The organism is Kitasatospora sp. NPDC093102, assembly GCF_040683915.1.
Classification (GTDB): Bacteria; Actinomycetota; Actinomycetes; order Streptomycetales; family Streptomycetaceae; genus Kitasatospora.
In genome coordinates, this window is sequence record NZ_JBFBFA010000031.1 from 1 (window position 1) to 20,687 (window position 20,687).

The following is a 20,687-nucleotide window of genomic DNA, read 5'->3' on the forward strand; positions in this document are numbered from 1 at the left end:
TTCGTGGGGGCGTTTGCTGCGTTCGCGGTGGTTGCTGGCGCGCCCGTTGCGGGCGTGGTGGGGGTCGGTGGCGGGGGCCCCCTGTTCGGGGGCGGGGGGGGCCGCGGCCGCCGACGCGGGGAGGCCGGCACCGGTGGCGGCCGCGGTGCGGAAGGCGGCGACGGCCGGGGTCCAGGCGTCCACGATGGTCTTGTCGCCGGGTTCGGCCTTGCCGAGCAGGCGGATGGCGTCCAGGCCGGCCGACAGGGCCTCGGCGACGTCGGCAGGACCGGCCGTTTCGGGCAGGGCGGCGCCGATGGCGCGGAAGGCCTTGCCGTAGAGCGGGCCGGAGGCGCCGCCGACCTTGGAGATGAGCGTGGTGCCGGTCTTGGTGAGGACGGCGCCGGGCCCGGCCGGCTGGAGGCCGTCCAGGGCGGTCAGGGCGGCGGCGAAGCCACGCTGGAGGTTGCTGCCGTGGTCGCCGTCGCCGATCGCGGAGTCCAGCTCGGTGAGCCGGGACTGCTCCCTCTCGACGGCGGCGGCGATCGCGCGGATCCAGGCCTCGGCCAGTGGGATGTCGAACTGCGGGGTGTCGGGGTCCATCCGGTCTCCTTCGGTGCGGATCGGGGCGCGTCCTGTGGGTCCTGTCGGGCCGGGTGAAGGCCCGCCCTCTAGGCCCGCCTGAGGGCGGGCGTGTCGGCCGGGGCGTCCCAGAGCTCCAGCAGCTGGGCGTCGGCCTTGGTGAGGGTGAGCGAGAAGCCCGCCATGTCCAGGCTGGTGACGTAGTTGCCGACCAGGCTGCGGGCCACCGTGATGCCGCGTTCGGCGAGCCTGGCGGCGACCTCGCCGTAGACCACGTACAGCTCCAGCAGTGGGGTCGCGCCGAGGCCGTTGAGCAGGGCGATCACCTCGTCGCCCGGAGTCAGGTGGTGGTCGGTCAGGATGGTCTCGACCACCTCGGCGGCCAGTTCACGGGCCGGACGGAGCTTCTCGCGGCGGCGGCCGGGTTCGCCGTGGATGCCCACGCCGACCTCGATCTCGTCCTCGGGCAGGTCGAAGCCGGGCTTGCCGGCGGCCGGGACGGTGGCCGCGGTGAGCGCGACGGCGAAGGAGCGGGAGGCGGCGTTGACCCGCTCGCCCAGGGCGGCCACCTCGTCCAGCGGGGCGCCGCGCTCGGCCAGCGCGCCGGCGGTCTTCTCGACCAGCACGGTCGCGCCGGTGCCCCGGCGCCCGGCCGTCCAGGTGGAGTCCTCGACCGCGACGTCGTCGTTGACCAGGACGGTGCGGACCTCCAGGCCCTCCTCGGCGGCCAGCTCGGCGGCGAGCTCGAAGTTCATCACGTCGCCGGTGTAGTTCTTCACGATGAAGACCACGCCGGCGCCGGTCTCCACGGCCTTGGCGGCGGCCAGCATCTGGTCCGGGACGGGCGAGGTGAACACCTCGCCGGGGCAGGCGGCGTCGAGCATGCCGGGGCCGACGAAGCCGCCGTGCAGCGGTTCGTGGCCGGAGCCGCCGCCGGAGATCAGCGCGACCTTGGGCCGGGTCGGGCGGGCGGCCCGGGTGATCACCCGGTTGGGGACGTCCACCGTCAGTTCCGGGTGGGCGGCGGCGATTCCGGCCAGTGCGTCCTCCAGGACGCTCTCCGGGGTGTTGATCAGCTTCTTCAACGCTCTCGCTCCCTTGGTGAGGACGCCACGGCGGTCGACGCCGTTGCCCCGACGCTACGCCAGACGGGGGTGGTGGGCACGGGGTGCGACACGCGGGATTCCGATCACTCTCCCGGAGCAGCGGGATCCGGTCGTAGGGTCGCGGACATGAGCGGAAACGTGGGCATTGTTCTGGTCTCGCACAGCGCCCGGCTCGCGGAGGGGCTGCGCGAGCTGCTCGGCGAACTCGCCTCGGACGGCGTGCGGGTGGTCGTCGCGGGCGGCACCGAGGACGGCGGGCTGGGCACCAGCTACGACCTGATCGCCGGGGCGATCGAGCGGGCCGACGCCGGGGCCGGCGTGGTCGTGCTGCCGGACCTCGGCAGCTCGGTGCTCACCGCCGTCACGGTGCTGGAGGACGAGCCGCGCCCGGACGTGAAGCTGGTGGACGCGCCGTTCGTGGAGGGCGCGGTGGCCGCCGCCGTCACCGCCTCGACCGGGGCGGGGCTGGCCGAGGTGGTCGCGGCGGCCGAGGACGCGCGTTCCTTCCGGAAGCTGTAGCGGCTACTTCGCGTCGGCGTAGCAGTCCACCACCGCGGTGCTGAGCGGGAAGCGCACCGGAGTGTCGCCGAACACCAGCCGGCTGGCCTCGTCGGCCGCCCCGGCGACGGCGGCGGCCACCTCGTCGGCGAGGTTGGCCGGGGTGTGCACCATCACCTCGTCGTGCTGGAAGAACACCAGGTGCGGGCGGTCCGCCGGGCTCGCCGCGGGCAGTTCGTTCAGCCGGCGGCGCAGCGCGGCGAGCAGGGCCAGTGCCCAGTCGGCGGCGCTGGCCTGGATGACGAAGTTGCGGGTGAAGCGGCCGCGTGCGCGGGCGGTGCGGCCGCCGGCCTCGCCCGCGGTCTCGGCCTCGGTGAGGTCGAGGAAGTCGGCGGAGGCCGGTGGGCAGACCCGGCCGAGCCGGGAGGCGACCACGCCGCCGTCCTCGCCGGTGCGGGCGGCGGCCTCCACGTAGCCCATGGCGGCCGGGTAGCGGCGGTGCAGGGTGTTCAGCAGCGGGCCGATGTCGCCGCTGGTCTGCCCGTACATGGCGCCGAGCAGGCCGAGCTTGGCCTTGTCCCGGTCGCCCTGGAAGGCGTGGGCGGCGAGCGCCTCGTACAGGTCGCCGCCGGCGGCGGTGCGGGCCAGCCCGGTGTCCCGGGAGAGCGCGGCGAGCACCCGCGGTTCCAGCTGGGCGGCGTCGGCGACGACCAGCAGCCAGCCCGGGTCGGCGACCACGGCGCGGCGCAGGATGCGCGGGATCTGCAGGGCGCCGCCGCCGCGGCTGGCCCAGCGGCCGGAGACCACGCCGCCGACCACGTACTCGGGCCGGAACCGGCCGCCGCGGGCCCAGGCGTCCTGCCAGGCCCAGCCGTGCGCGACGTGGATCCGGGACAGCTCCTTGTAGCGGACCAGCAGCTGCGCGGCCGGGTGGTCGACGCCCTTGAGCTCCCAGGAGCGGGTGGAGCCCAGCTGGATGCCCGCCTCGGCGACGGCGCGCAGCACCTGGGTGTGCGAGTCGGGGTTGAACGGCTTGGCGCCGAGGGCCTGCTGGAGGTCGACGGCGAGTTCGGCGAGGAGCCTGGGCTGGGTGCCGGGGACGGCCGGGCGGGGGCCGAGCAGCTCGGTCAGCAGCCGGTCGTGGACGTCGGCCCGCCAGGGCAGCCCGTTGTGGGCCATCTCGGCGGCCACCAGGGCGCCGGCCGACTCGGCGGCGACCAGCAGCCGGAACCGCTGCCGGGCGCCCGGGTCGGCGATGGCGGCGATCCGGCGCTGCTGTTCGGCGTGGACGGCGACCACGGCCGCCAGCGGGTCGGCGCCGGGCGGCAGTTGCAGCCGGTCGGGGGCGAACAGGGTGTCCTGGCCGCCGTCCGCCTCGGCCAGGCCGGGCTCCGGCAGGTCCTCCGGGACGGGCAGGCCGCGCAGCCGGGACCAGGCGGCGCCGAGCGAGCGGGGCGCGCCGAACCGGCCCTCGTGCGCCAGCAGCAACGCCTCGACCAGCCGCAGGTCGTGGCAGCGGGCGAGCCGGTCGGGCAGGCACGGCAGCAGCGGGGCGTACCCGGAGTCGGCGGCGGCCCAGACCCAGCGCGGCCCTGGCCGGCGGTCGCTCCCGGCGGCCTCCCGGGCGGCGACGGCGGCGGCGAGGTCGCGGACGGACTCCGGCGGGCCGAGCGGGGCGCCCGCGTCGTCCAGCGGCTGGAGCCGGCCGCCGGGGCCGTGCGGGTCGGGCGCGAGGGCGGTCCTGGGTGCCACGGGGGCTGCTCCTCTCCGGCGCGCGGTCGGGCGTGCGGGGACGGGTACGGGGCGCGGGCCCGCGGGCGGGCGCGCCGCGGGCCCGCGACCGACGGGTCCGCAGCCTCGACGTTAACGGGTGGGTACGACGGCGGGCGGCGAGCAGGCATCTGCAACGGGAGGGAAAGCGCGTGGGCAGGGCGGGGGACACGGCGTATGGTTCGCGAAATGACCGAGAACCCGTTCTTCCAGGCCAGCTCGCTGGTCTACGAGCTCCCGCCGTTCGCCGAGATCCGCGAGGAGCACTACCTGCCCGCGTACGAGCGGGGGATGGCCGAGCAGCTGGCCGAGATCGCGGCGATCACCGCCGACCGGAGCCTGCCGACCTTCGAGAACACCCTGGTGGCCCTGGAGCGCTCCGGGGCGCTGCTGCGCCGGGTCGACGCGGTGTTCCTCAACCAGTCCTCCTCGGACACCACCGACGTGCTGGACGAGGTGGAGGCGAAGGTGAGCCCGCTGCTCGCCGCCCACCACGACGCGATCCACCTGGACCTCGCGCTGTTCGCCCGGATCGAGGCGCTGTACGAGGAGCGCGCCGGGCTCGGCCTGGACCCGGAGTCGCTGCGCCTGCTGGAGCGCCGGTACACCGCCTTCGTGCGCTCCGGCGCCCGGCTGGGCGCGGCCGAGCAGGCCCGGCTGCGCGAGCTGAACGCCGAACTCGCCGCGCTCGGCACCACGTTCCAGCAGAACGTGAACGCCGACACCCGGGCCGCGGCGCTGGTCCTGGACTCGGCCGAGGAGCTGGCCGGGCTGGCCGAGGGCGCGATCGCCGGTGCCGCGGAGAACGCCCGGGTGCTCGGCCACCAGGGGAAGTACGTGCTGAGCGTGCGGAACACCTCCGGTCAGGCCGAGCTGTCCCAACTCACCGACCGCTCGGTGCGCGAGCGGCTGCTGGCCGCCTCGATCGGCCGGGGCGTCGAGGTCAACGGCCCGCTGGCGGTCCGGACGGCCGCGCTGCGCGCCGAGCGGGCCGCGCTGCTGGGGTACCCGAGCCACGCCGCGTACGTGGTGGCGGACGAGACGGCCGGCACCGTCGAGGCGGTCTCCGCGCTGCTGTCCCGGCTGGTCGGCCCGGCCGTGGCGATGGCCCGCCGGGAGGCCGGGGAGCTGGCCCGGGAGGCCGCCGCGGACGGGATCGGGGAGATCGCCGCGCACGACTGGGCGTACTACTCGGAGAAGGTCCGGCAGAGCTCCTACCAGGTGGACGCGGCGGTGCTGCGCCCGTACTTCGAGCTGGAGCGGGTGCTGCGGGACGGCGTGTTCTTCGCCGCCAACCTGGCGTACGGGGTGAGCTTCACGGAGCGGCCGGACCTGACGGCCCACCACCCGGACGCGCGGGTCTACGAGGTGTTCGAGGAGGACGGCAGCCCGCTGGGCCTGTTCATCGGCGACTTCCACGCCCGGGCGTCCAAGCGCGGCGGCGCGTGGATGTCCGAGCTGGTCGCCCAGTCCCGGCTGACCGGGCAGCGGCCGGTGGTGCTGAACAACCTCAACATCCCGCGTCCGGCGCCCGGTGAGCCGGCGCTGATGGACTGGGACGAGGTGCGCACGCTGTTCCACGAGTTCGGGCACGCGCTGCACGGGCTGTTCTCGGACGTGCGCTACCCGCTGTTCTGGGGCACCTCGGTGCCCCGGGACTTCGTCGAGTTCCCCTCGCAGGTCAACGAGATGTGGATGGTCCGGCCGGAGGTGCTGGCCAACTACGCCCGCCACCACGCGACCGGGGAGCCGCTGCCGGCCGAGCTGGTCGAGCGGATGACGGCGGCCGAGGGTTTCGGGCAGGGCTTCCGGACGGTGGAGTACCTGGCGGCCACCCTGCTGGACTGGGCGTGGCACACCGTGCCGCAGGGCGGGGAGATCACGGACGCCGAGGAGTTCGAGGCGCGGGCGCTCGCGGCGGCCGGGATCGCGGTGGACGCGATCCCGCCGCGCTACCGGACGGGGTACTTCCAGCACATCTTCTCCAGCGGCTACAGCGCGGCGTACTACGCGTACATCTGGTCGGAGGTGCTGGACGCCGACACCGTGCAGTGGTTCGAGGGCAACGGGCGCCCGGTGCGGGAGAGCGGTGAGCTGTTCCGGCGCGAGCTGCTGGCGCGCGGGTTCAGCCGGGACCCGCTGGAGTCCTTCCGCGCGGTGGTCGGCCGGGCACCCGAGACCGGGCCGCTGCTGGCCCGCCGCGGGCTGGTGTGACCGGGGCCCGTCCTGCCGGTCGTTCCCGGGGCCGAGCCGATCGACGGGACGGGCCCTAACGCGCGGTGAGCGAGACCGTCACGGTCGTGCCCGGGCGGGCGTGCGGGAGCCGGATGCGTACGGTTCCCGCACGCCCGTCCGTCGGCTGCACGACCTCGACCCGGGCGTCGGCGGGGGAGACGGCGATCCGGGCGCCGTGCGGGAACGCGGCCGGGGGCAGCAGGAGTTCACTGCCGCGCCCGGTGCCGTCGGCGCGCCAGCGCACGGTGCCGCCGTCGGCGCGGACGTCGGTGCCCGCGACGGCCACCGGGTAGGGGCCGAAGGCGGGCTCGTCGCCGGGGGCGGGGCGTCCGGCCGGGTCGAGCGCGCAGTAGCCGCCGTTGCCCCGGCACCAGTACCACATCGTCCAGCCCTCGGCGAAGCCGTCCATCGCGGCGACCTGACGGCGGACCAGCTCGGAGTTGCCCGGGGTGCGGGAGTCGGGCGGGCCCCACTCGCCGACCAGGACGGGCAGGCGGTGGGCGGCCGGGTAGCCGGTGATCGCGGCGGTGTACTGCTCCACGAAGCCGTCGGCGGGGTTCCAGTCGGCGCCGCCCTCGACCGCGGTGTCGTAGAAGTGCGGGGCGTAGCCGAGCCGGGGTGCGCCGGGGCGCGGGTCGGCGAAGCCGGGCAGCCGGGTGGGCACGCCCTGGCCGACCAGCACGGTCGGCTCGACGAACAGCCAGGCGCGGGAGTCGGAGCGGCGCACGGCGGCGATCAGGCGGCGGTACATGTCGGCGAGCCGGCCCTGCTCCAGGGCGGCGGAGGCGGCGGCCAGCACGGCCGGGTCGCTCGGGTCGCCGTCCACCGGGCCGAACGGCTCGTTGAACAGGTCGTAGCCCAGCAGCGAGCGGTGGCCGCGCAGTTCGCGGGCGAGCCGGGCGTAGAAGTCGGCCTGCCAGGCGCGCAGGTCGGGGTCGTCGTAGAGGTGGCGGAAGGCGGCCTGGACGGCGGGCTGGAAGTATCCGGCGAACCAGTCGTCCGGGTCCGGGGTGAACGGCAGGTCGTCGTCCCGGGTGGCCCAGACGGGGATGCCGTTGGTGCCGCCGCCGAACTTCGGCCCGTAGACGTCCTGGTGGAAGTCGACCAGGACCAGCAGGCCGAGCCGGTCGGCCCGGTCGAGGAGCCGCTGGAGGCGGTGCAGCTCGGTGGGGTCGAGCCGGCCGCGCTCGGGCTCCAGCCTGGTCCAGGAGACCGGCAGCCGGACCAGGGTGAAGCCCTGGGCGGCGATGGCGTCGAGGTCGGCGGCGGTGGCCTCGGCGTACTTGTCGAGGTTGAAGCCGCGCAGTCGCAGGTGGCGGCCCTCGGCGTCGGTGAGGGCGGTGCGGCCGTCGGCGGCGGTGACGGTGCCGGTGGGGAAGCGGTCCGGTCGTCCGCCGTGGGCCGAGGCCGGGACGGCGGTGAGGGCGGCGGTGGCGGCGAGCAGCAGGGCGACGGCGGTGCGGCGCAGGCGCATCGGGGACCTCACACGGCGGGGGTGGGGGTGGGGCCCGATGATGCCCGTGCTGCCGCCCGCCGCACAAGGGTCGTGCACGCGAGGCTCGTGCGGGCAAGGGCCTTGCGTGCAGGGGGAGTTCAGCCGGCGGCCTGGGCCGGGGACTCGGCGGGCGCGGGCGGCAGGACGGCGGTCGGCAGGTCCGCGGCGGCGGCCAGCCGGCCCCAGAGCAGGTCCGCCAGCGCCTGCACCATCCGGGTGCGCGAGCAGGGTCTGGTCTCCAGCCACCAGTCCCCGGCGGCCAGCACCATGCCGGTGATGCCCCGGCCCCAGGCCTCGGCGAGCAGGTCGCGGTCGGCGCCGAGGTCGACCTGGCTCTGCACGGCCCGGGTGATCTCCTCGGCGATCTGCTTGAGCGCGGGGGCGAGCGCGTTGCCGGCGCCGTTCGGGTCGCCCGGCTCGGGGTGGGTGAGCAGCCGGTAGACCTGGGGGCGGGCCTCGATGCCGGCGAGGTAGGTGTCCAGCACGTGCTCGACCCGGTCGCGGCGCTCCAGCGGCTCGGCGAGGGCGGCCCGGACGGCGGCCAGCAGTCCGCTGGTGTGGCGCTCGGTCAGGGCGCCGATGAGGCCGTTCCGGTCGCCGAAGTGGCGGTAGAGGATCGGCTTGGTGATGCCGGCCTCGGCGGCGATGGCGTTCATGCTGGCGCCCGGCCCCTCGCGCTGGATGACCCGGTCGGCGGCGTTGAGCAGCTGCTCGCGGCGGGGCTCTCGGGACATGCGCTGCTCCTCGGGATCGGTTCGGCGGGGTCTGCCTGGGCGTTGACACCGGTTACCAATCAGTAGCAGACTCCCACGATGTTACCGGAGGTAACACCCTGGTCGGCCGCACACGTCTTCGGAGGCAAGCACCATGAGCAGCACGTTCTCGCTGGACCCGGGCGCGGACCAGCTCGCCGTACGCGACTGGCTGCACGGTTTCGCCGCCGACGTGATGCGACCGGCCGCGGCCGAGTGGGACGAGCGCGAGGAGACCCCCTGGCCGGTCATCCAGGAGGCCGCCAAGCTGGGCATCTACTCGCTGGACTTCTACGCCCAGCAGTACTTCGACCCCTCCGGCGTCGGCATCCCGATCGCCATGGAGGAGCTGTTCTGGGGCGACGCGGGCATCGGGCTGTCCATCGTCGGCACCACTCTGGCCGCCGTCGCGGTGCTGGCCAACGGCACCGACGAGCAGATCGGCACCTGGACCCCGCAGATGTTCGGCACCCCGGAGGACGTCAAGGTGGCCGCCTTCTGCTCCTCCGAGCCGGACGCCGGCTCCGACGTCTCGGCGCTGCGCACCCGGGCGGTGTACGACGAGGCGAAGGACGAGTGGGTGCTCAACGGCACCAAGACCTGGGCCACCAACGGCGGGATCGCCGCCGTGCACGTGGTGGTCGCCACCGTCGACCCGGAGCTCGGCGCGAAGGGCCAGGCCTCCTTCGTCGTCCCGCCGGGCACCCCGGGGCTGAGCCAGGGCCAGAAGTTCAAGAAGCACGGCATCCGCGCCTCGCACACCGCCGAGGTGGTGCTGGACGGCGTCCGGGTGCCCGGCAGCTGCCTGCTCGGCGGCAAGGACAAGCTGGACGAGCGGCTGGCCCGGGCCCGCGAGGGCGTCAAGCGCCCGGGCGGCAAGGGCAACGCGGCGATGGCCACCTTCGAGGCCTCCCGCCCGGCCGTCGGCGCGCAGGCGATCGGCATCGCCCGGGCCGCGTACGAGGTGGCGCTGGACTACGCCAGGACCCGGGAGCAGTTCGGCCGGCCGATCATCGACAACCAGGGCGTGGCCTTCCAGCTCGCCGACATGAGGACCCGGATCGACGCGGCCCGGCTGTTGGTGTGGCGGGCCTCCTGGATGGCGGTCAACAACCAGCCGTTCACCGCGGCCGAGGGGTCGATGTCCAAGCTCTACGCGGGCGAGACCGCCAAGTACGTGACCGCGCAGGCGATGCAGATCCTCGGCGGCAACGGCTTCACCCGGGAGTACCAGGTGGAGCGGATGCACCGGGACAGCGCGATCTACTCGATCTTCGAGGGGACCAGCGAGATCCAGCGGCTGGTGATCGCCCGGGCGATCTCGGGGATGCCGATCCGCTAGCCGGTCGGTCCAGCAGTGGACAGTCCGGTGGGCGGCCCGTCACCGGCCGGACCGTCGGTGGGCGGCCCGTCACCGGCCGGACCGTCAGTGGGCGGCCCGTCACCGGCCGGACCGTCAGTGGGCGGCCCGTTATCGGGCGGCCCAGAAGGTGAGCCCGGCGGTGAGCGCGCCCACCACCGCGCCGACGATCGTCTGCGCGGTGGTGTGGTCCCGCAGGACCACCCGGGACCACCCGATCGCCGGGACCAGCGGTCCGAGCAGCAGCCAGAGCGGGCCGAGCGCGATGGCGAGGCAGACCACCGCGCCGGTGGCCACGGCGGTGTGCACGGAGACCTTCCACCAGGCGGTGATCACCAGGATCGGGACCAGCGAGGCGAACATCGCCAGCACCAGCGCGGTGAGGTCGGCCGGGGCGTCCAGTCCGATCATCACCGCGAAGCTGAGCAGCACCGAGCCCATGATGAGCGGGAGGACGGTCAGCCGGTGCTGCCGGTGGCCGACGTGACGGTCCGCCACCGTGCCCCGGCGCATGCCGCGCCGGATGAACAGGGTCGGGACGACGGCGGCGAACAGCACGGCGAACGCCGCCCAGCCGATGCCCGGCCAGCCGTAGCGGAGGCCGCCCAGCACCGGGAGCAGCGCGATGATCACGTTCTTCGGTTCGAGGCCGTCGGTGATGCGGCGGGCCCAGATCGTCCGGGGGGTGGGGGCGGGCGCGGCCTCGGCCTCGGTCGTCATCGGGGTGGGTGCTCCGGGGGCGTGAAGGGGCGGACGGATTTCGGTCGGATGATCGTACGGGTGCCGGTGCGGCCCCGTCCGCCGGCGACCCGGGCCCGGTGGCGGGCTCGGCTCAGAACCGGGCGGGGCGGCCCTCCAGGAAGGCGGCCAGTCCCTCGCGGACGTCCGAGCCCTCCCGGGAGCGGAGCAGCCAGGGGGCCAGGACCTCGTCGGCCTGCTCGGGCGGGGCGTCCAGGACGGCCTTGGCCGCGCCGATGGTGTGGGTCGAGCGGCGGGTCAGCAGCCGGGCGAAGTCCAGCGCGGCGGCGTCCAGTTCGGCCTCCGGCAGGACGCGTTCGGCCAGACCCAGCGGCAGCGCGTCCCGGCCGGTCACCAACTCGCCGGAGAACAGCAGGTACTTGGCCCGGGCCGGGCCGATCAGCCGGGCCAGCCGTACGGTCGGCACCGCCGAGTAGACCACGCCGAGCTTGGCCGGGGTGATCCCGAGCCGGGCGTCCTCGGCGACGAACCGCAGGTCGCAGGCGACGGCCAGCTGGCAGCCGCCGCCGACGCAGGCGCCGTGCACCACGGCGAGCGTCGGGTGGGGGAAGGCCGCCAGCGCCTCCTCGGCGGCGACGTTGGTCGCGTGGTAGGCCTCCGCACGGTCCGGATCGCCATACACCTCGGAGAGTTCGGCGATGTCCGCGCCCGCGCTGAAGGTGTTGCCGGCGCCGGTGAGCAGCAGGACGCGCACGCCATCGTGGCCGGCCAGCTGCTCCAGCACCTTGGGCAGCGCCTGCCAGATCGCCAGGGTCACCGCGTTGCGGCGGTGCGGGCGGGCGAACTCCAGGACCGCGACGCCGTCCTCGCCGACGTACGCGTTGAGGCCCTCGGCCTGGGCGGGCAGGGTGGAGCGGTTCCGCGTGAGCAGCGGCTGGTCCATGCGCACCTCCGGTCGGTCGTGGTGCGCCAACTCTCTCAGGCGGCGCGGGCGCAGTAGTCGCCGAGGCCGTGTTCGACCAGGGCGAAGGCGCGGCGGGCCCCCTCCAGTGCGGCGGACAGGGCGTCCGCGGCGCTCTCGCCGGCGAGCATCCGGCGCTGGTTCTCGCCGGTCAGCGCCAGGCGGGTGGCCAGCAGCTGAGCGGCGGCGATCCGCGCGGTCAGCTCGTCGCGGTCCGGGTCCTGGGCGAGGAGTTCGGCCGTCAGCAGGGACTGCGCCTGGTGGTCGAAGCCCGCCGTGGCGCGCATCAGCAGGGCGGGGGTGTGGTGGATCAGCCGGATCACGTCGAGTACGACCTGCTGGTCGCTCAGGCCGGTGGCGGGGTCGAACCGTTCCAGCGCGGACAGGTACTGCTCGCGCAGCGCCGTCACCGCCGAGATGCCCGGGGCGCGCTCGCGCACCACCTGGGCCGGCTCGTCGAGGTGCTGCTCCATGGGGCCCATGACCAGGTCTTCCTTGCTCGGGAAGTAGTTGAAGACGGTCATCTTGGACACCTCGGCGGCGGCCGCGATCTCGGCCACCGAGACCTGGTCGAAGCCGCGCTCGGCGAACAGGGCGATCGCGGTGCTCCAGATCCGGATGCCGGTCTGGATCTTCTTGCGCTCGCGCAGCGGGAGCGTGTCGAGGTCGATGTCGCGGCTGAGGTTCATGCCGGTGCGGGTCGCCATGGGGGAACCGTACCAGGATCAAAGATTGACCGAGCTGAATGATTGGCTTGGATGAAGAATTGACCAAGTACAAAAAGCCTGCCATGGTGGTGCCGAGCCCGCCGACCGCACCGGCCCGGGCCCGACTCCACTGATTCCGGGGGGACTTTCCGATGCCATCCGAGACCTTGGGCGCACCCGCGCAGACCGCGCCCGACCCGACCGCACCCGCCCTGATGACCCAGGCCCAGCGCGGGCTGGGCATGCTGCTCTGCCTGGTCACGATCGTGCTGGCGGTGCTCGACATGAACATCGTGTCGGCGGCCACGGTGCCGATCGTCCGGGACCTGGACCCCGTCCACGGCGTCGACCGGCTGCCCTGGCTGGTCAGCGCGTTCGCCCTGGCCGCCACCGCGCTGCTGCCGCTCTACGGCAGGCTCTGCGACTCCTACGGAGCCAAGCGCGTGCTCCTCGGGGCGGTTGCCACCTTCGCGCTCGGCTCGGCGCTGTGCGGGGCGGCGCAGTCGATGAGCCAGCTGATCGTCTTCCGGGCCGTGCAGGGCATCGGCGGCGGCGGGCTGATGAGCGTCACCATGGTCGTCATCGCCCAGTTCAAGGAGCCGGGCCGGCGCGCCGACGCCAAGGGCGGCGCCATGGGCGGGATCGTCGCGGGGCTGGGCATGGCGATCGGCCCGCTGGTCGGGGCGCTGCTCACCGAGCACGTCAGCTGGCGCTGGATCTTCTACGTCAACCTGCCGTTCTGCCTGGTGGTGCTGGTCGGCGTCGCCCTGGTGATCAAGCTGCCGAGGGCGGCGGGCCGCGGTGGCCTGGACTTCCTCGGCTCCGCCCTGGCCGCCGCGTTCGCGGTCGGGCTGCTGCTGGTCACCGAGTGGGGCGGCAGGGACTACGCCTGGACCTCCCCGGTGATCCTCGGGCTCGCCGCCACCACGCTTGCCGCGTTCGGCCTCTTCCTGTGGCGCCAGGCCGTCGCCGCCGCGCCGGTGCTGCCGCTGTCACTGTTCCGGATTCCGGTGGTGCGGCTGGGCTTCGCGATCCAGGGCCTGGTCGGGATGGGCATGATCGGCGCGATCGTCCACGTGATGCTCTACCTCCAGCTCGCCCGGGGCATCGCCCCGACCTCGGCCAGCCTGTATCTGATCCCGATGGCGGCCGGGATGACGGCCTCCGGCCTGGTCGCCGGCCGGCTGCTCGCCCGGGGCCGCTCGGTCGGGGTCCTGCTGCTGGCCGGCGCGGGCTGCGCGGCGCTCGCCCTGCTGTTGCTCGGCCTGAGCGGGCCGACCACCGCGCTGTCCACGGTGCTGGTCGAACTCGCCTTGCTGGGCTGCGGGTTGGGCCAGCTGATCGGCCAGCTGATCGTGGTGGTGCAGGAGGCCGCGCCGGTGCACCAGCTGGGTGTGGCGACCACCGGCATCCGGTTCTTCCAGAACCTCGGCAACGCGCTGGGTGCGGCGGTGTTCGGCACCGTGCTGGCCCGGGTCTTCGCGGGCGGCGAGCAGGGCTCGCCGCTGGGCGCCGTCCGGACGCTCACCGGGGCCGCGCGTGAGCACGCGGTGCGCAGCTTCACCGACGCCTTGGACGTGGTCTTCCTGTCGGCCGGCGGGGTGCTGGTGCTGGTGGTGTTGCTGGTGTGGCGGCTGCGGGTGGTCGGTGGCGCGGCCCTGGACGGAGGCGAGGCGGCCGAGCCGGGGGCCGTGGCCGCGGAGCGACCGGTGGCGGGGGCCCGGGCGGCCTGAGCGGCGCGGTTCGAGCGGCGGGGCCCGGTGGAACGGGGTTGTCCACCGGGCCCCGCCGTGTTCGCGGGTGGCTCAGCCCTGGCGGGTGGCCGTCCACTCCGGCGCCAGGATGGCCCAGATCTCCTTGTCGTAGCGGACCCCGTTGTACGGGTACCACTCGCGCAGCACGCCGTCGCGGGTCATGCCGAGCCGCTCGGCGACCGCCCGGCTGCGGGCGTTGACGGAGGAGCACCACCACTCGGCGCGGTGCATGCCGCGGGTGACGAAGGCGTAGTCGAGCAGCTGCTTGACGGCGGCGGTGATCAGCCCGTGGCCCTCGCCGGCCGGTTCGGTCCAGGCGCCGATCTCGCAGACGCCGGACCGGGCGTCGAAGCTCACGAACATCACGCCGCCGACCAGCGTGCCGTCCAGCCAGATGCCGTAGATCCGCTTCTGGTCGGCGGCCAGGCCGTCGGCGTAGCGCTGGAGGGTGGCGCGGGCGGAGTCGAGGTCGACCGAGAAGGTGGCCCAGGGGATCCACGGGTCGGTGTGGGCGCGGGCGCGGTCGAGGTGGGTCAGGAACTCGGGGGCCTGCCAGGGTTCCAGCGGGCGCAGTTCGGCGTTCTCGGTGAGCGGTACGGCAAACACGGGCGGCCTTTCACGGGTGGTGCTGAGGTTGGCTGGATCATTCATAACAAACGTTTGGTATGTACGATAGCCCCCATGACACCGGCCCGTGGAGACCATGACGCCCGCCGCTCGGAAGTCTCCGAGGGGGTGTGGCGAGTGCTCTCCACCCGCGGCTTCGAGGGGCTGACCCTGCGCGCGGTGGCCGCCGAACTGGGCGCCTCCACCGGACTGTTGACGCACTACTTCCCGAACAAGCGGGCGCTGCTGAGCCATGCGCTGGAGGAGCTGGACCGGCGCTCGCTGGGCCGGCCCCGGCGCACCGCCCCCACCGACGGCAGCCTGCCGCCGGCCGGGCTGGCCCGGGTGCGGGCGTCGCTGCTGGACGTCCTGCCGCTGGACGGCGAGTCCGCGGCCGACAACCGGATCTGGGTCGGCTCCTGGGACCACGCCCTGGCCGATCCGGAGCTGGCGGCCGCGCACGCGGGCCGCTACGCACGCTCGCGCACGGCGCTCACGGAGCACGTCGCGGACGCCCAGCGGCTGGGGGAGCTCCCGGCGCAGGCCGACCCGGCCGCGCTCGCCGCGGGGGCGCAGGCCTTCGTGCTGGGCCTGGTGGTCCAGGCGCTGTTCGCCCCGGAGGACTTCCCGGCGGAGCGCCAGGCGGAGCTGCTGGACGCCTATCTGGCCGGGCTGGCGGCGTAGGCCGGGGCGGTCCGGTCGGGGGTGGCCCGGCCCGGTCGGGGCGGACCGGTGCGTTCGGGTGGGGATTCGCCGGGAATTCCGCTTGTTCCGGTTGACCCTGTTTTCGGCCCCGCTTCCGCGGCGGCCACGACACGTATGGTCGCGAGTTCTGTGCAGCGGGTGCGTAGGCGGTTGGTGCGCGGGATCACCGACTGGTCCGGAACGGGCACGGAAAGTGTCCGTCGGCGTGGTGGCCTGCGGAATTGGCGGGTGGTGCCCCCAGCAGGATTCGAACCTGCGACCTACCGCTTAGAAGGCGGGTGCTCTATCCGCTGAGCTATGGGGGCGGGACGGGCGGCGCCCTGGCGGGCGCGACCGTGGCCGGGATCGGGCTGGCGAGCGCCGGGGCGCGCGCTGTCCGGCCCCGTGCCTGAGGGTGGGGGTGGGGGTGGTGGGCCCTCGCCCTGTCGGGGACAGGATAAGGGTGTCCAGTTCCCAGGCCGGGTGTGACGACACCGCCGTCGGTGTGTCGGTTCGGTGGGGCGGTCCGATAATCGCAGGTGAAGGCCGTGAGTGCAGCGGTCTGGGAGTGTTCCGAGCCGGACGTTGTGCAGTCGTTACGGGGCTGCCTCCTCACCCGTTATGGATTCGGCACGGAGAATGCGTCGCCGACGGTGCGGGTGGGGGCCTTAATCGCGGTTGCGCCGGTCGGATGACGTGCGCGGACGCCTGCCGGGGTGCGTTCCGGAGAGCGTTCCCGGGCGGGTTCCGGGGCGGGCTCCCGGGTGCGCCGGCGGGGCGAGGAGCAGCGGGTTTGTTGTCATGGCCGCGAAGAGATGGGGGTCGAAGCGGCGGCGGAACGCTGAAATTCACCCCCGCGAGTGACAACAGTTCCACAGGCCCGAGTTATCCACAGGATTTCGGAAGTCGGTCGCCGGGATTTCTTCCCGAGTGCACGCTCAAGGCGCACCGATCGATTCCGTACGGTGCATCGGTGAGAACGGAGGGTGTGCCGTGAGCGAGACGCACGTGACGGTGATCGGCAATGTGGCGACGGAGGTGAGCTACGGCGAAACGAGCGGCGGGGTGCCGATGGCCAGCTTCCGGCTCGGTTGCACCGAGCGGCGGTACGACCGGCAGCGCGAGTGCTGGGTGGACGGCGAGACGCAGTGGGTGGCGGTGACGGCCTGGCGGGCACTGGCGGTCAACCTGATCGGCTCGCTGGCCAAGGGCGATCCGGTGCTGGTGAGCGGCCGGCTGCGGGTGCGCGAGTGGATGGACGGAGAGGTGAGGCGGAGTCGGGCCGAGATCGACGCCCGATCGGTCGGACACGACCTCACCCGCGGTACCACGGCGTTCCGGTGGGCGGCGGGGGTGCGCGGGCAGCCGCCGGGTGGTGCCGGGCCGGCCGGGGCGGAGGCCGGGGGCGAGGCGGTGCCGGAGTGGATCGTCAGCGCGGTGGAGGCGCGCAGGAGCTCCGCGGTGGCGTCCGGGTCGCCCTCCTCGGCAGCCCCGGCGGCGGTCGCGGCGCCGGTCGTGCGGGCGCTGCCGCCGGGCGGGAGGGTGGCCACCGGGGAGTCGGGCGAGGTGGCCGAGAGGGAGCGGGGAGGTGACGCCGCAGGCGCCCTGACCTGACGGGTCGGTGACCTTCCCTGTCGACAAATATGTTGATCGAGAAGGTTGTTGCGCCCGCACGCGCAATCCGGCCGGATAACAGAAAACGACCGGCGGTTTTCCGGCCGACCGTCAACTTGTGTGGGACCCGAGGGGATTGATAACGATCCAGATACGGAATCGTCCTGATTTCGCATGGGGGTTTCGAGGCCTCCGGGGCTCAATAGGATCGTCTGGTTCATACCGCAGCTGTGCCACAGGGGGCACTTGCGGAACGGCAAGTCGGCGGGCTGCCCACTCGGTGCGGCCGGGCCCGGAGGGATCCCAGATGTTTCAGAGGCAGGGGCGGAGTCTGTCCCGGATAACCACTGTCATGCTCACGACCAGCTTGGCGCTGGGCGGTGGCCTGTTCGCAGCCGGTGCGGCGGCCGCGGCCGGTACCCCGGCCTCGGGCGTGACCGCGGAAGTCCAGAACGAGATGCTCGGCGAGAAGGTCGAGGTCGACGGCCGGACCGTCGACGGCGGCCTGTTCACCCTCAAGACGGGCGCGGGCGAGAAGCTCCGGACGTACTGCATCGACTTCGACAACCCGGTCTACCTGGACAGCAACGCCAAGTATCACGAGGCGGACTGGGCGGCGAGCTCCCTCAACAGCAACGCCAACGCCCCCAAGATCCGCTGGATCCTGGACAACTCGTACCCGCAGGCGAGCCTGGCCTCCCTGGCCACGGCCATCCACGTCGACGGCCTGAGCGACGCGGACGCCGCCGCCGGCACCCAGGCCGCGATCTGGAAGTTCTCGGACAACAAGAACGCCATCCCGCGCAACGACAAGGCCAAGAAGCTCCGCGACTACCTGGTCGGCGACGCCAACAAGGGCGTCGCGGCCGAGCCCAAGCCCTCGCTGACCCTCGCTCCGGACTCGGTCTCCGGGAAGTCGGGCGGCAAGCTCGGCCCGTTCCTGCTGAACTCCAGCGCGAACGAGGTCAAGCTGAGCGTCACCGGTGACGCCGCGGACAAGATCAAGCTGCTGGACAAGGACAACAAGCCGGTCAACGGCAGCCTGACCGGTCCGATCGGCAAGGACACCCCGCTGTACCTGGACGTGCCGGCCGGCACCCCGGACGGCAAGGCCGCCATCAACGCCACCGCCGAGGCCAACGTCCTCAGCGGCCGGGTCTTCATGAGCAAGGTGGACAACCAGGGCCGCCACAGCCAGACCATGATCCTGGCCGGCTCCACCAAGGTGAACGTCGCGGCCGGCGCCAAGGCCACCTGGAAGCAGGGCAAGGGCGCGCTGATCGACAGCTCCGCCAAGGAGGAGTGCGCCGCCGGCGGCGTGCGGGTGTCCGTCACCAACACCGGTGACGAGGCCGCCACCGTGACGGTCGGCAAGCAGCAGGTCGCCGTCCAGCCGGGCAAGACCGAGACCGTGCTGGTCAAGGTCGAGGAGAAGACCAGCTACGACTTCACCGTGACCGGCCCGAACGGCTACTCCAAGCAGTTCACGGGCGTCCTCGACTGCAAGGTCGGCGTGACCCCGACCCCGGCCCCGACCACCCCGGCCGCGACCGGCACCCCGTCGGGCACCCCGAGCGCGGCCCCGTCGGGCACCCCGAGCAACGGCGCCGGCCAGCCCGCCCCGGCGACCACCAGTGCCGCCCCGGGCACCGGTGGCCTGGCCCAGACCGGTGCCAATGACTCCACCCCGATCCTCGCCGCCGTCGCCGGTGGCCTGGTCGTGGCCGGTGGCGCCGCCGTCTTCGTCCTGCGCCGCCGCGGCCGCCACGGTCGCAGCGCCGCCTGAACCGACTGAACCGCCCGAGCGGGCCGGGAGGCACTGACCTCCCGAGGCCCTGAGAGCGGCAACCGGCCCGGCTCCCCGCACCTGCTGCGGGGAGCCGGGCCGTCGCGCTGTGCGGGGCGGGGAGCGGCTCCGGCCGTGGTGAGGGGGCCGAGGGGCGGAACCGGGCCGTCGTGTTTCCGGATGTGGGGCGGCAGTGGCGGAGGGGGAGCCGGGCCGCCGGGCTCCCGCCGGTGGGAAGCGGCTGCGGATACCCCTGTGGGGTCACCTGGGCGATTCGGGGCTCCGGGCCGGGTGCGGCACAATGGAAGGCTGCAAGCCGAATTACTCCCGACGACGCCGGAGCGATCTCACGTGGCGGAATACATCTACACGATGCGCAAGGTGCGCAAGGCTCACGGAGACAAGGTCATCCTTGACGACGTGACGCTCAGCTTCCTCCCCGGAGCGAAGATCGGCGTCGTGGGCCCCAACGGTGCCGGTAAGTCCACCGTGCTGAAGATGATGGCCGGCCTGGAGCAGCCCTCCAACGGCGACGCCTTCCTCTCGCCCGGCTTCACCGTCGGCATGCTGCTCCAGGAGCCGCCGCTGGACGAGACCAAGACGGTCCTGGAGAACGTCCAGGACGGCGTCAAGGAGATCAAGGGGAAGCTCGACCGCTTCAACGAGATCGCCGAGCTGATGGCGACCGACTACTCGGACGCCCTGCTGGAGGAGATGGGCAAGCTCCAGGAGGAGCTGGACCACGCCGAGGCCTGGGACCTGGACGCCCAGCTGGAGCAGGCCATGGACGCCCTGGGCTGCCCGCCCGGCGACTGGGCGGTCACCAAGCTCTCCGGTGGCGAGAAGCGCCGCGTCGCGCTCTGCAAGCTGCTGCTGGAGGCCCCGGACCTGCTGCTGCTCGACGAGCCCACCAACCACCTGGACGCCGAGTCGGTGAACTGGCTGGAGCAGCACCTGGCCAAGTACAAGGGCACCGTCGTGGCCGTCACCCACGACCGGTACTTCCTGGACAACGTGGCCGGCTGGATCCTGGAGCTCGACCGCGGCCGCGCCATCGGCTACGAGGGCAACTACTCCACCTACCTGGAGACCAAGCAGTCGCGTCTGAAGGTCGAGGGCCAGAAGGACGCGAAGCGCGCCAAGCGCCTCAAGGAGGAGCTGGAGTGGGTCCGCTCCAACGCCAAGGGGCGCCAGGCGAAGTCCAAGGCCCGTCTGGCCCGCTACGAGGAGATGGCGGCCGAGGCGGACAAGATGCGGAAGCTGGACTTCGAGGAGATCCAGATCCCGCCGGGCCCGCGCCTGGGCAACATCGTCATCGAGGTCGAGAACCTCAACAAGGCCTTCGGTGAGAAGGTCCTGATCGACGACCTGAGCTTCACCCTGCCGCGCAACGGCATCGTCGGCATCATCGGCCCGAACGGCGCCGGCAAGACCACCCTGTTCAAGATGCTCCAGGACCTGGAGACCCCGGACAGCGGCACGGTCAAGGTCGGCGACACCGTCAAGATCAGCTACGTCGACCAGACCCGCGCCAACATCGACCCGAAGAAGACCCTCTGGGAGGTCGTCTCCGACGGTCTGGACTGGATCAACGTCGGCCAGGTCGAGATGCCGTCCCGCGCCTACGTGTCGGCCTTCGGCTTCAAGGGCCCGGACCAGCAGAAGCCGGCCGGTGTGCTCTCCGGTGGTGAGCGCAACCGCCTGAACCTGGCGCTCACCCTCAAGCAGGGCGGCAACCTGCTGCTCCTCGACGAGCCCACCAACGACCTCGACGTCGAGACGCTCTCCTCGCTGGAGAACGCCCTGCTGGAGTTCCCCGGCTGCGCCGTGGTCATCTCCCACGACCGCTGGTTCCTGGACCGAGTGGCCACCCACATCCTCGCCTACGAGGGCGACAGCAAGTGGTTCTGGTTCGAGGGCAACTTCGAGTCGTACGAGAAGAACAAGATCGAGCGGCTCGGCGCCGACGCCGCCCGCCCGCACCGGGCCACGTACAAGAAGCTGACCCGAGGCTGACACCCAGCCGTCACGACGGCCCGGCAGACTGCCCTCCGGGGCGGCCTGCCGGGCCGCGGCCCGTCGCCACCGTCCGCCGCACC

General features: G+C 73.3%; 17 protein-coding genes and 1 tRNA gene. 8 read left to right on the forward strand and 10 right to left on the reverse strand.

Features of this window, described 5'->3' with window-relative positions:
* On the reverse strand, positions 1-582 hold a 582-nt coding region (gene dhaL, locus AB0O11_RS28485; protein ID WP_363392469.1), incomplete at its 3' end, for a dihydroxyacetone kinase subunit DhaL.
* Between the two features lie 68 nt (positions 583-650).
* Positions 651-1,646: a dihydroxyacetone kinase subunit DhaK gene (gene dhaK, locus AB0O11_RS28490; RefSeq protein ID WP_363392471.1), complete on the reverse strand. Its 996-nt coding sequence runs from the start codon at positions 1,644-1,646 to the stop codon at positions 651-653.
* Positions 1,647-1,793: 147 nt separating this feature from the next.
* Here dhaK and dhaM point away from each other — a divergent pair, with 147 nt between their 5' ends.
* Positions 1,794-2,186 (forward strand): dihydroxyacetone kinase phosphoryl donor subunit DhaM, encoded by a 393-nt coding sequence (dhaM, locus tag AB0O11_RS28495; protein ID WP_363392473.1) that lies wholly within the window; start codon positions 1,794-1,796, stop codon positions 2,184-2,186.
* 3 nt (positions 2,187-2,189) lie between these two features.
* On the opposite strand, the gene AB0O11_RS28500 is transcribed toward dhaM, so the two are convergent.
* Entirely contained in the window at positions 2,190-3,917 is a 1,728-nt protein-coding gene (locus tag AB0O11_RS28500; RefSeq protein ID WP_363392475.1) for a bifunctional 3'-5' exonuclease/DNA polymerase, read from the reverse strand.
* A gap of 207 nt (positions 3,918-4,124) precedes the next feature.
* Between AB0O11_RS28500 and AB0O11_RS28505 the strand changes: the two genes are divergently transcribed.
* Positions 4,125-6,149, forward strand: a complete 2,025-nt coding sequence (locus AB0O11_RS28505; protein WP_363392477.1) for a M3 family metallopeptidase — start codon at positions 4,125-4,127, stop codon at positions 6,147-6,149.
* A 55-nt stretch (positions 6,150-6,204) separates the two neighbouring features.
* On the opposite strand, the gene AB0O11_RS28510 is transcribed toward AB0O11_RS28505, so the two are convergent.
* Together AB0O11_RS28510 and AB0O11_RS28515 are read right to left on the reverse strand one after the other, a co-directional pair.
* The gene (locus AB0O11_RS28510) at positions 6,205-7,644 is read right to left on the reverse strand and encodes a cellulase family glycosylhydrolase (protein WP_363392479.1); all 1,440 of its coding nucleotides are present in this window, start codon (positions 7,642-7,644) and stop codon (positions 6,205-6,207) included.
* Between the two features lie 119 nt (positions 7,645-7,763).
* The gene (locus tag AB0O11_RS28515) at positions 7,764-8,399 is read right to left on the reverse strand and encodes a TetR family transcriptional regulator (RefSeq protein ID WP_363392481.1); all 636 of its coding nucleotides are present in this window, start codon (positions 8,397-8,399) and stop codon (positions 7,764-7,766) included.
* Positions 8,400-8,532: 133 nt separating this feature from the next.
* On the opposite strand from AB0O11_RS28515, the gene AB0O11_RS28520 reads away from it, so the two are divergent.
* Complete coding sequence (locus AB0O11_RS28520; protein ID WP_363392483.1) at positions 8,533-9,759, forward strand: acyl-CoA dehydrogenase family protein; 1,227 nt, start codon at positions 8,533-8,535, stop codon at positions 9,757-9,759.
* 129 nt (positions 9,760-9,888) lie between these two features.
* Here AB0O11_RS28520 and AB0O11_RS28525 read toward each other — a convergent pair whose 3' ends face one another.
* From AB0O11_RS28525 to AB0O11_RS28535, 3 genes are all read right to left on the reverse strand, one after another.
* Entirely contained in the window at positions 9,889-10,497 is a 609-nt protein-coding gene (locus AB0O11_RS28525) for a hypothetical protein (RefSeq protein WP_363392485.1), read from the reverse strand.
* Positions 10,498-10,609: 112 nt separating this feature from the next.
* Entirely contained in the window at positions 10,610-11,419 is an 810-nt protein-coding gene (locus AB0O11_RS28530; protein WP_363392487.1) for an enoyl-CoA hydratase/isomerase family protein, read from the reverse strand.
* 35 nt (positions 11,420-11,454) lie between these two features.
* Positions 11,455-12,144 carry a TetR family transcriptional regulator gene (locus tag AB0O11_RS28535; protein WP_363392489.1) on the reverse strand — a complete coding sequence of 230 codons (690 nt, stop codon included), beginning with the start codon at positions 12,142-12,144 and terminating at the stop codon, positions 11,455-11,457.
* Between the two features lie 152 nt (positions 12,145-12,296).
* Here AB0O11_RS28535 and AB0O11_RS28540 point away from each other — a divergent pair, with 152 nt between their 5' ends.
* Positions 12,297-13,877: an MFS transporter gene (locus tag AB0O11_RS28540; RefSeq protein WP_363392491.1), complete on the forward strand. Its 1,581-nt coding sequence runs from the start codon at positions 12,297-12,299 to the stop codon at positions 13,875-13,877.
* 72 nt (positions 13,878-13,949) lie between these two features.
* Here AB0O11_RS28540 and AB0O11_RS28545 read toward each other — a convergent pair whose 3' ends face one another.
* Positions 13,950-14,504 (reverse strand): GNAT family protein, encoded by a 555-nt coding sequence (locus AB0O11_RS28545; protein ID WP_363392493.1) that lies wholly within the window; start codon positions 14,502-14,504, stop codon positions 13,950-13,952.
* A gap of 75 nt (positions 14,505-14,579) precedes the next feature.
* Between AB0O11_RS28545 and AB0O11_RS28550 the strand changes: the two genes are divergently transcribed.
* Positions 14,580-15,188, forward strand: coding sequence for a TetR/AcrR family transcriptional regulator (locus tag AB0O11_RS28550; protein WP_363392495.1), 609 nt, complete (start codon positions 14,580-14,582; stop codon positions 15,186-15,188).
* A gap of 250 nt (positions 15,189-15,438) precedes the next feature.
* Here the strand turns inward: AB0O11_RS28550 and AB0O11_RS28555 are convergent.
* A tRNA-Arg gene (locus AB0O11_RS28555) sits at positions 15,439-15,514 on the reverse strand.
* Between the two features lie 667 nt (positions 15,515-16,181).
* Between AB0O11_RS28555 and AB0O11_RS28560 the strand changes: the two genes are divergently transcribed.
* From AB0O11_RS28560 to ettA, 3 genes are all read left to right on the forward strand, one after another.
* Positions 16,182-16,802, forward strand: a complete 621-nt coding sequence (locus AB0O11_RS28560) for a single-stranded DNA-binding protein (RefSeq protein WP_363392497.1) — start codon at positions 16,182-16,184, stop codon at positions 16,800-16,802.
* Positions 16,803-17,154: 352 nt separating this feature from the next.
* Positions 17,155-18,588, forward strand: coding sequence for a Cys-Gln thioester bond-forming surface protein (locus AB0O11_RS28565; RefSeq protein ID WP_363392499.1), 1,434 nt, complete (start codon positions 17,155-17,157; stop codon positions 18,586-18,588).
* Between the two features lie 351 nt (positions 18,589-18,939).
* Positions 18,940-20,604: an energy-dependent translational throttle protein EttA gene (ettA, locus tag AB0O11_RS28570; RefSeq protein WP_363392501.1), complete on the forward strand. Its 1,665-nt coding sequence runs from the start codon at positions 18,940-18,942 to the stop codon at positions 20,602-20,604.
* The last annotated feature ends 83 nt before the right edge of the window (positions 20,605-20,687 follow it).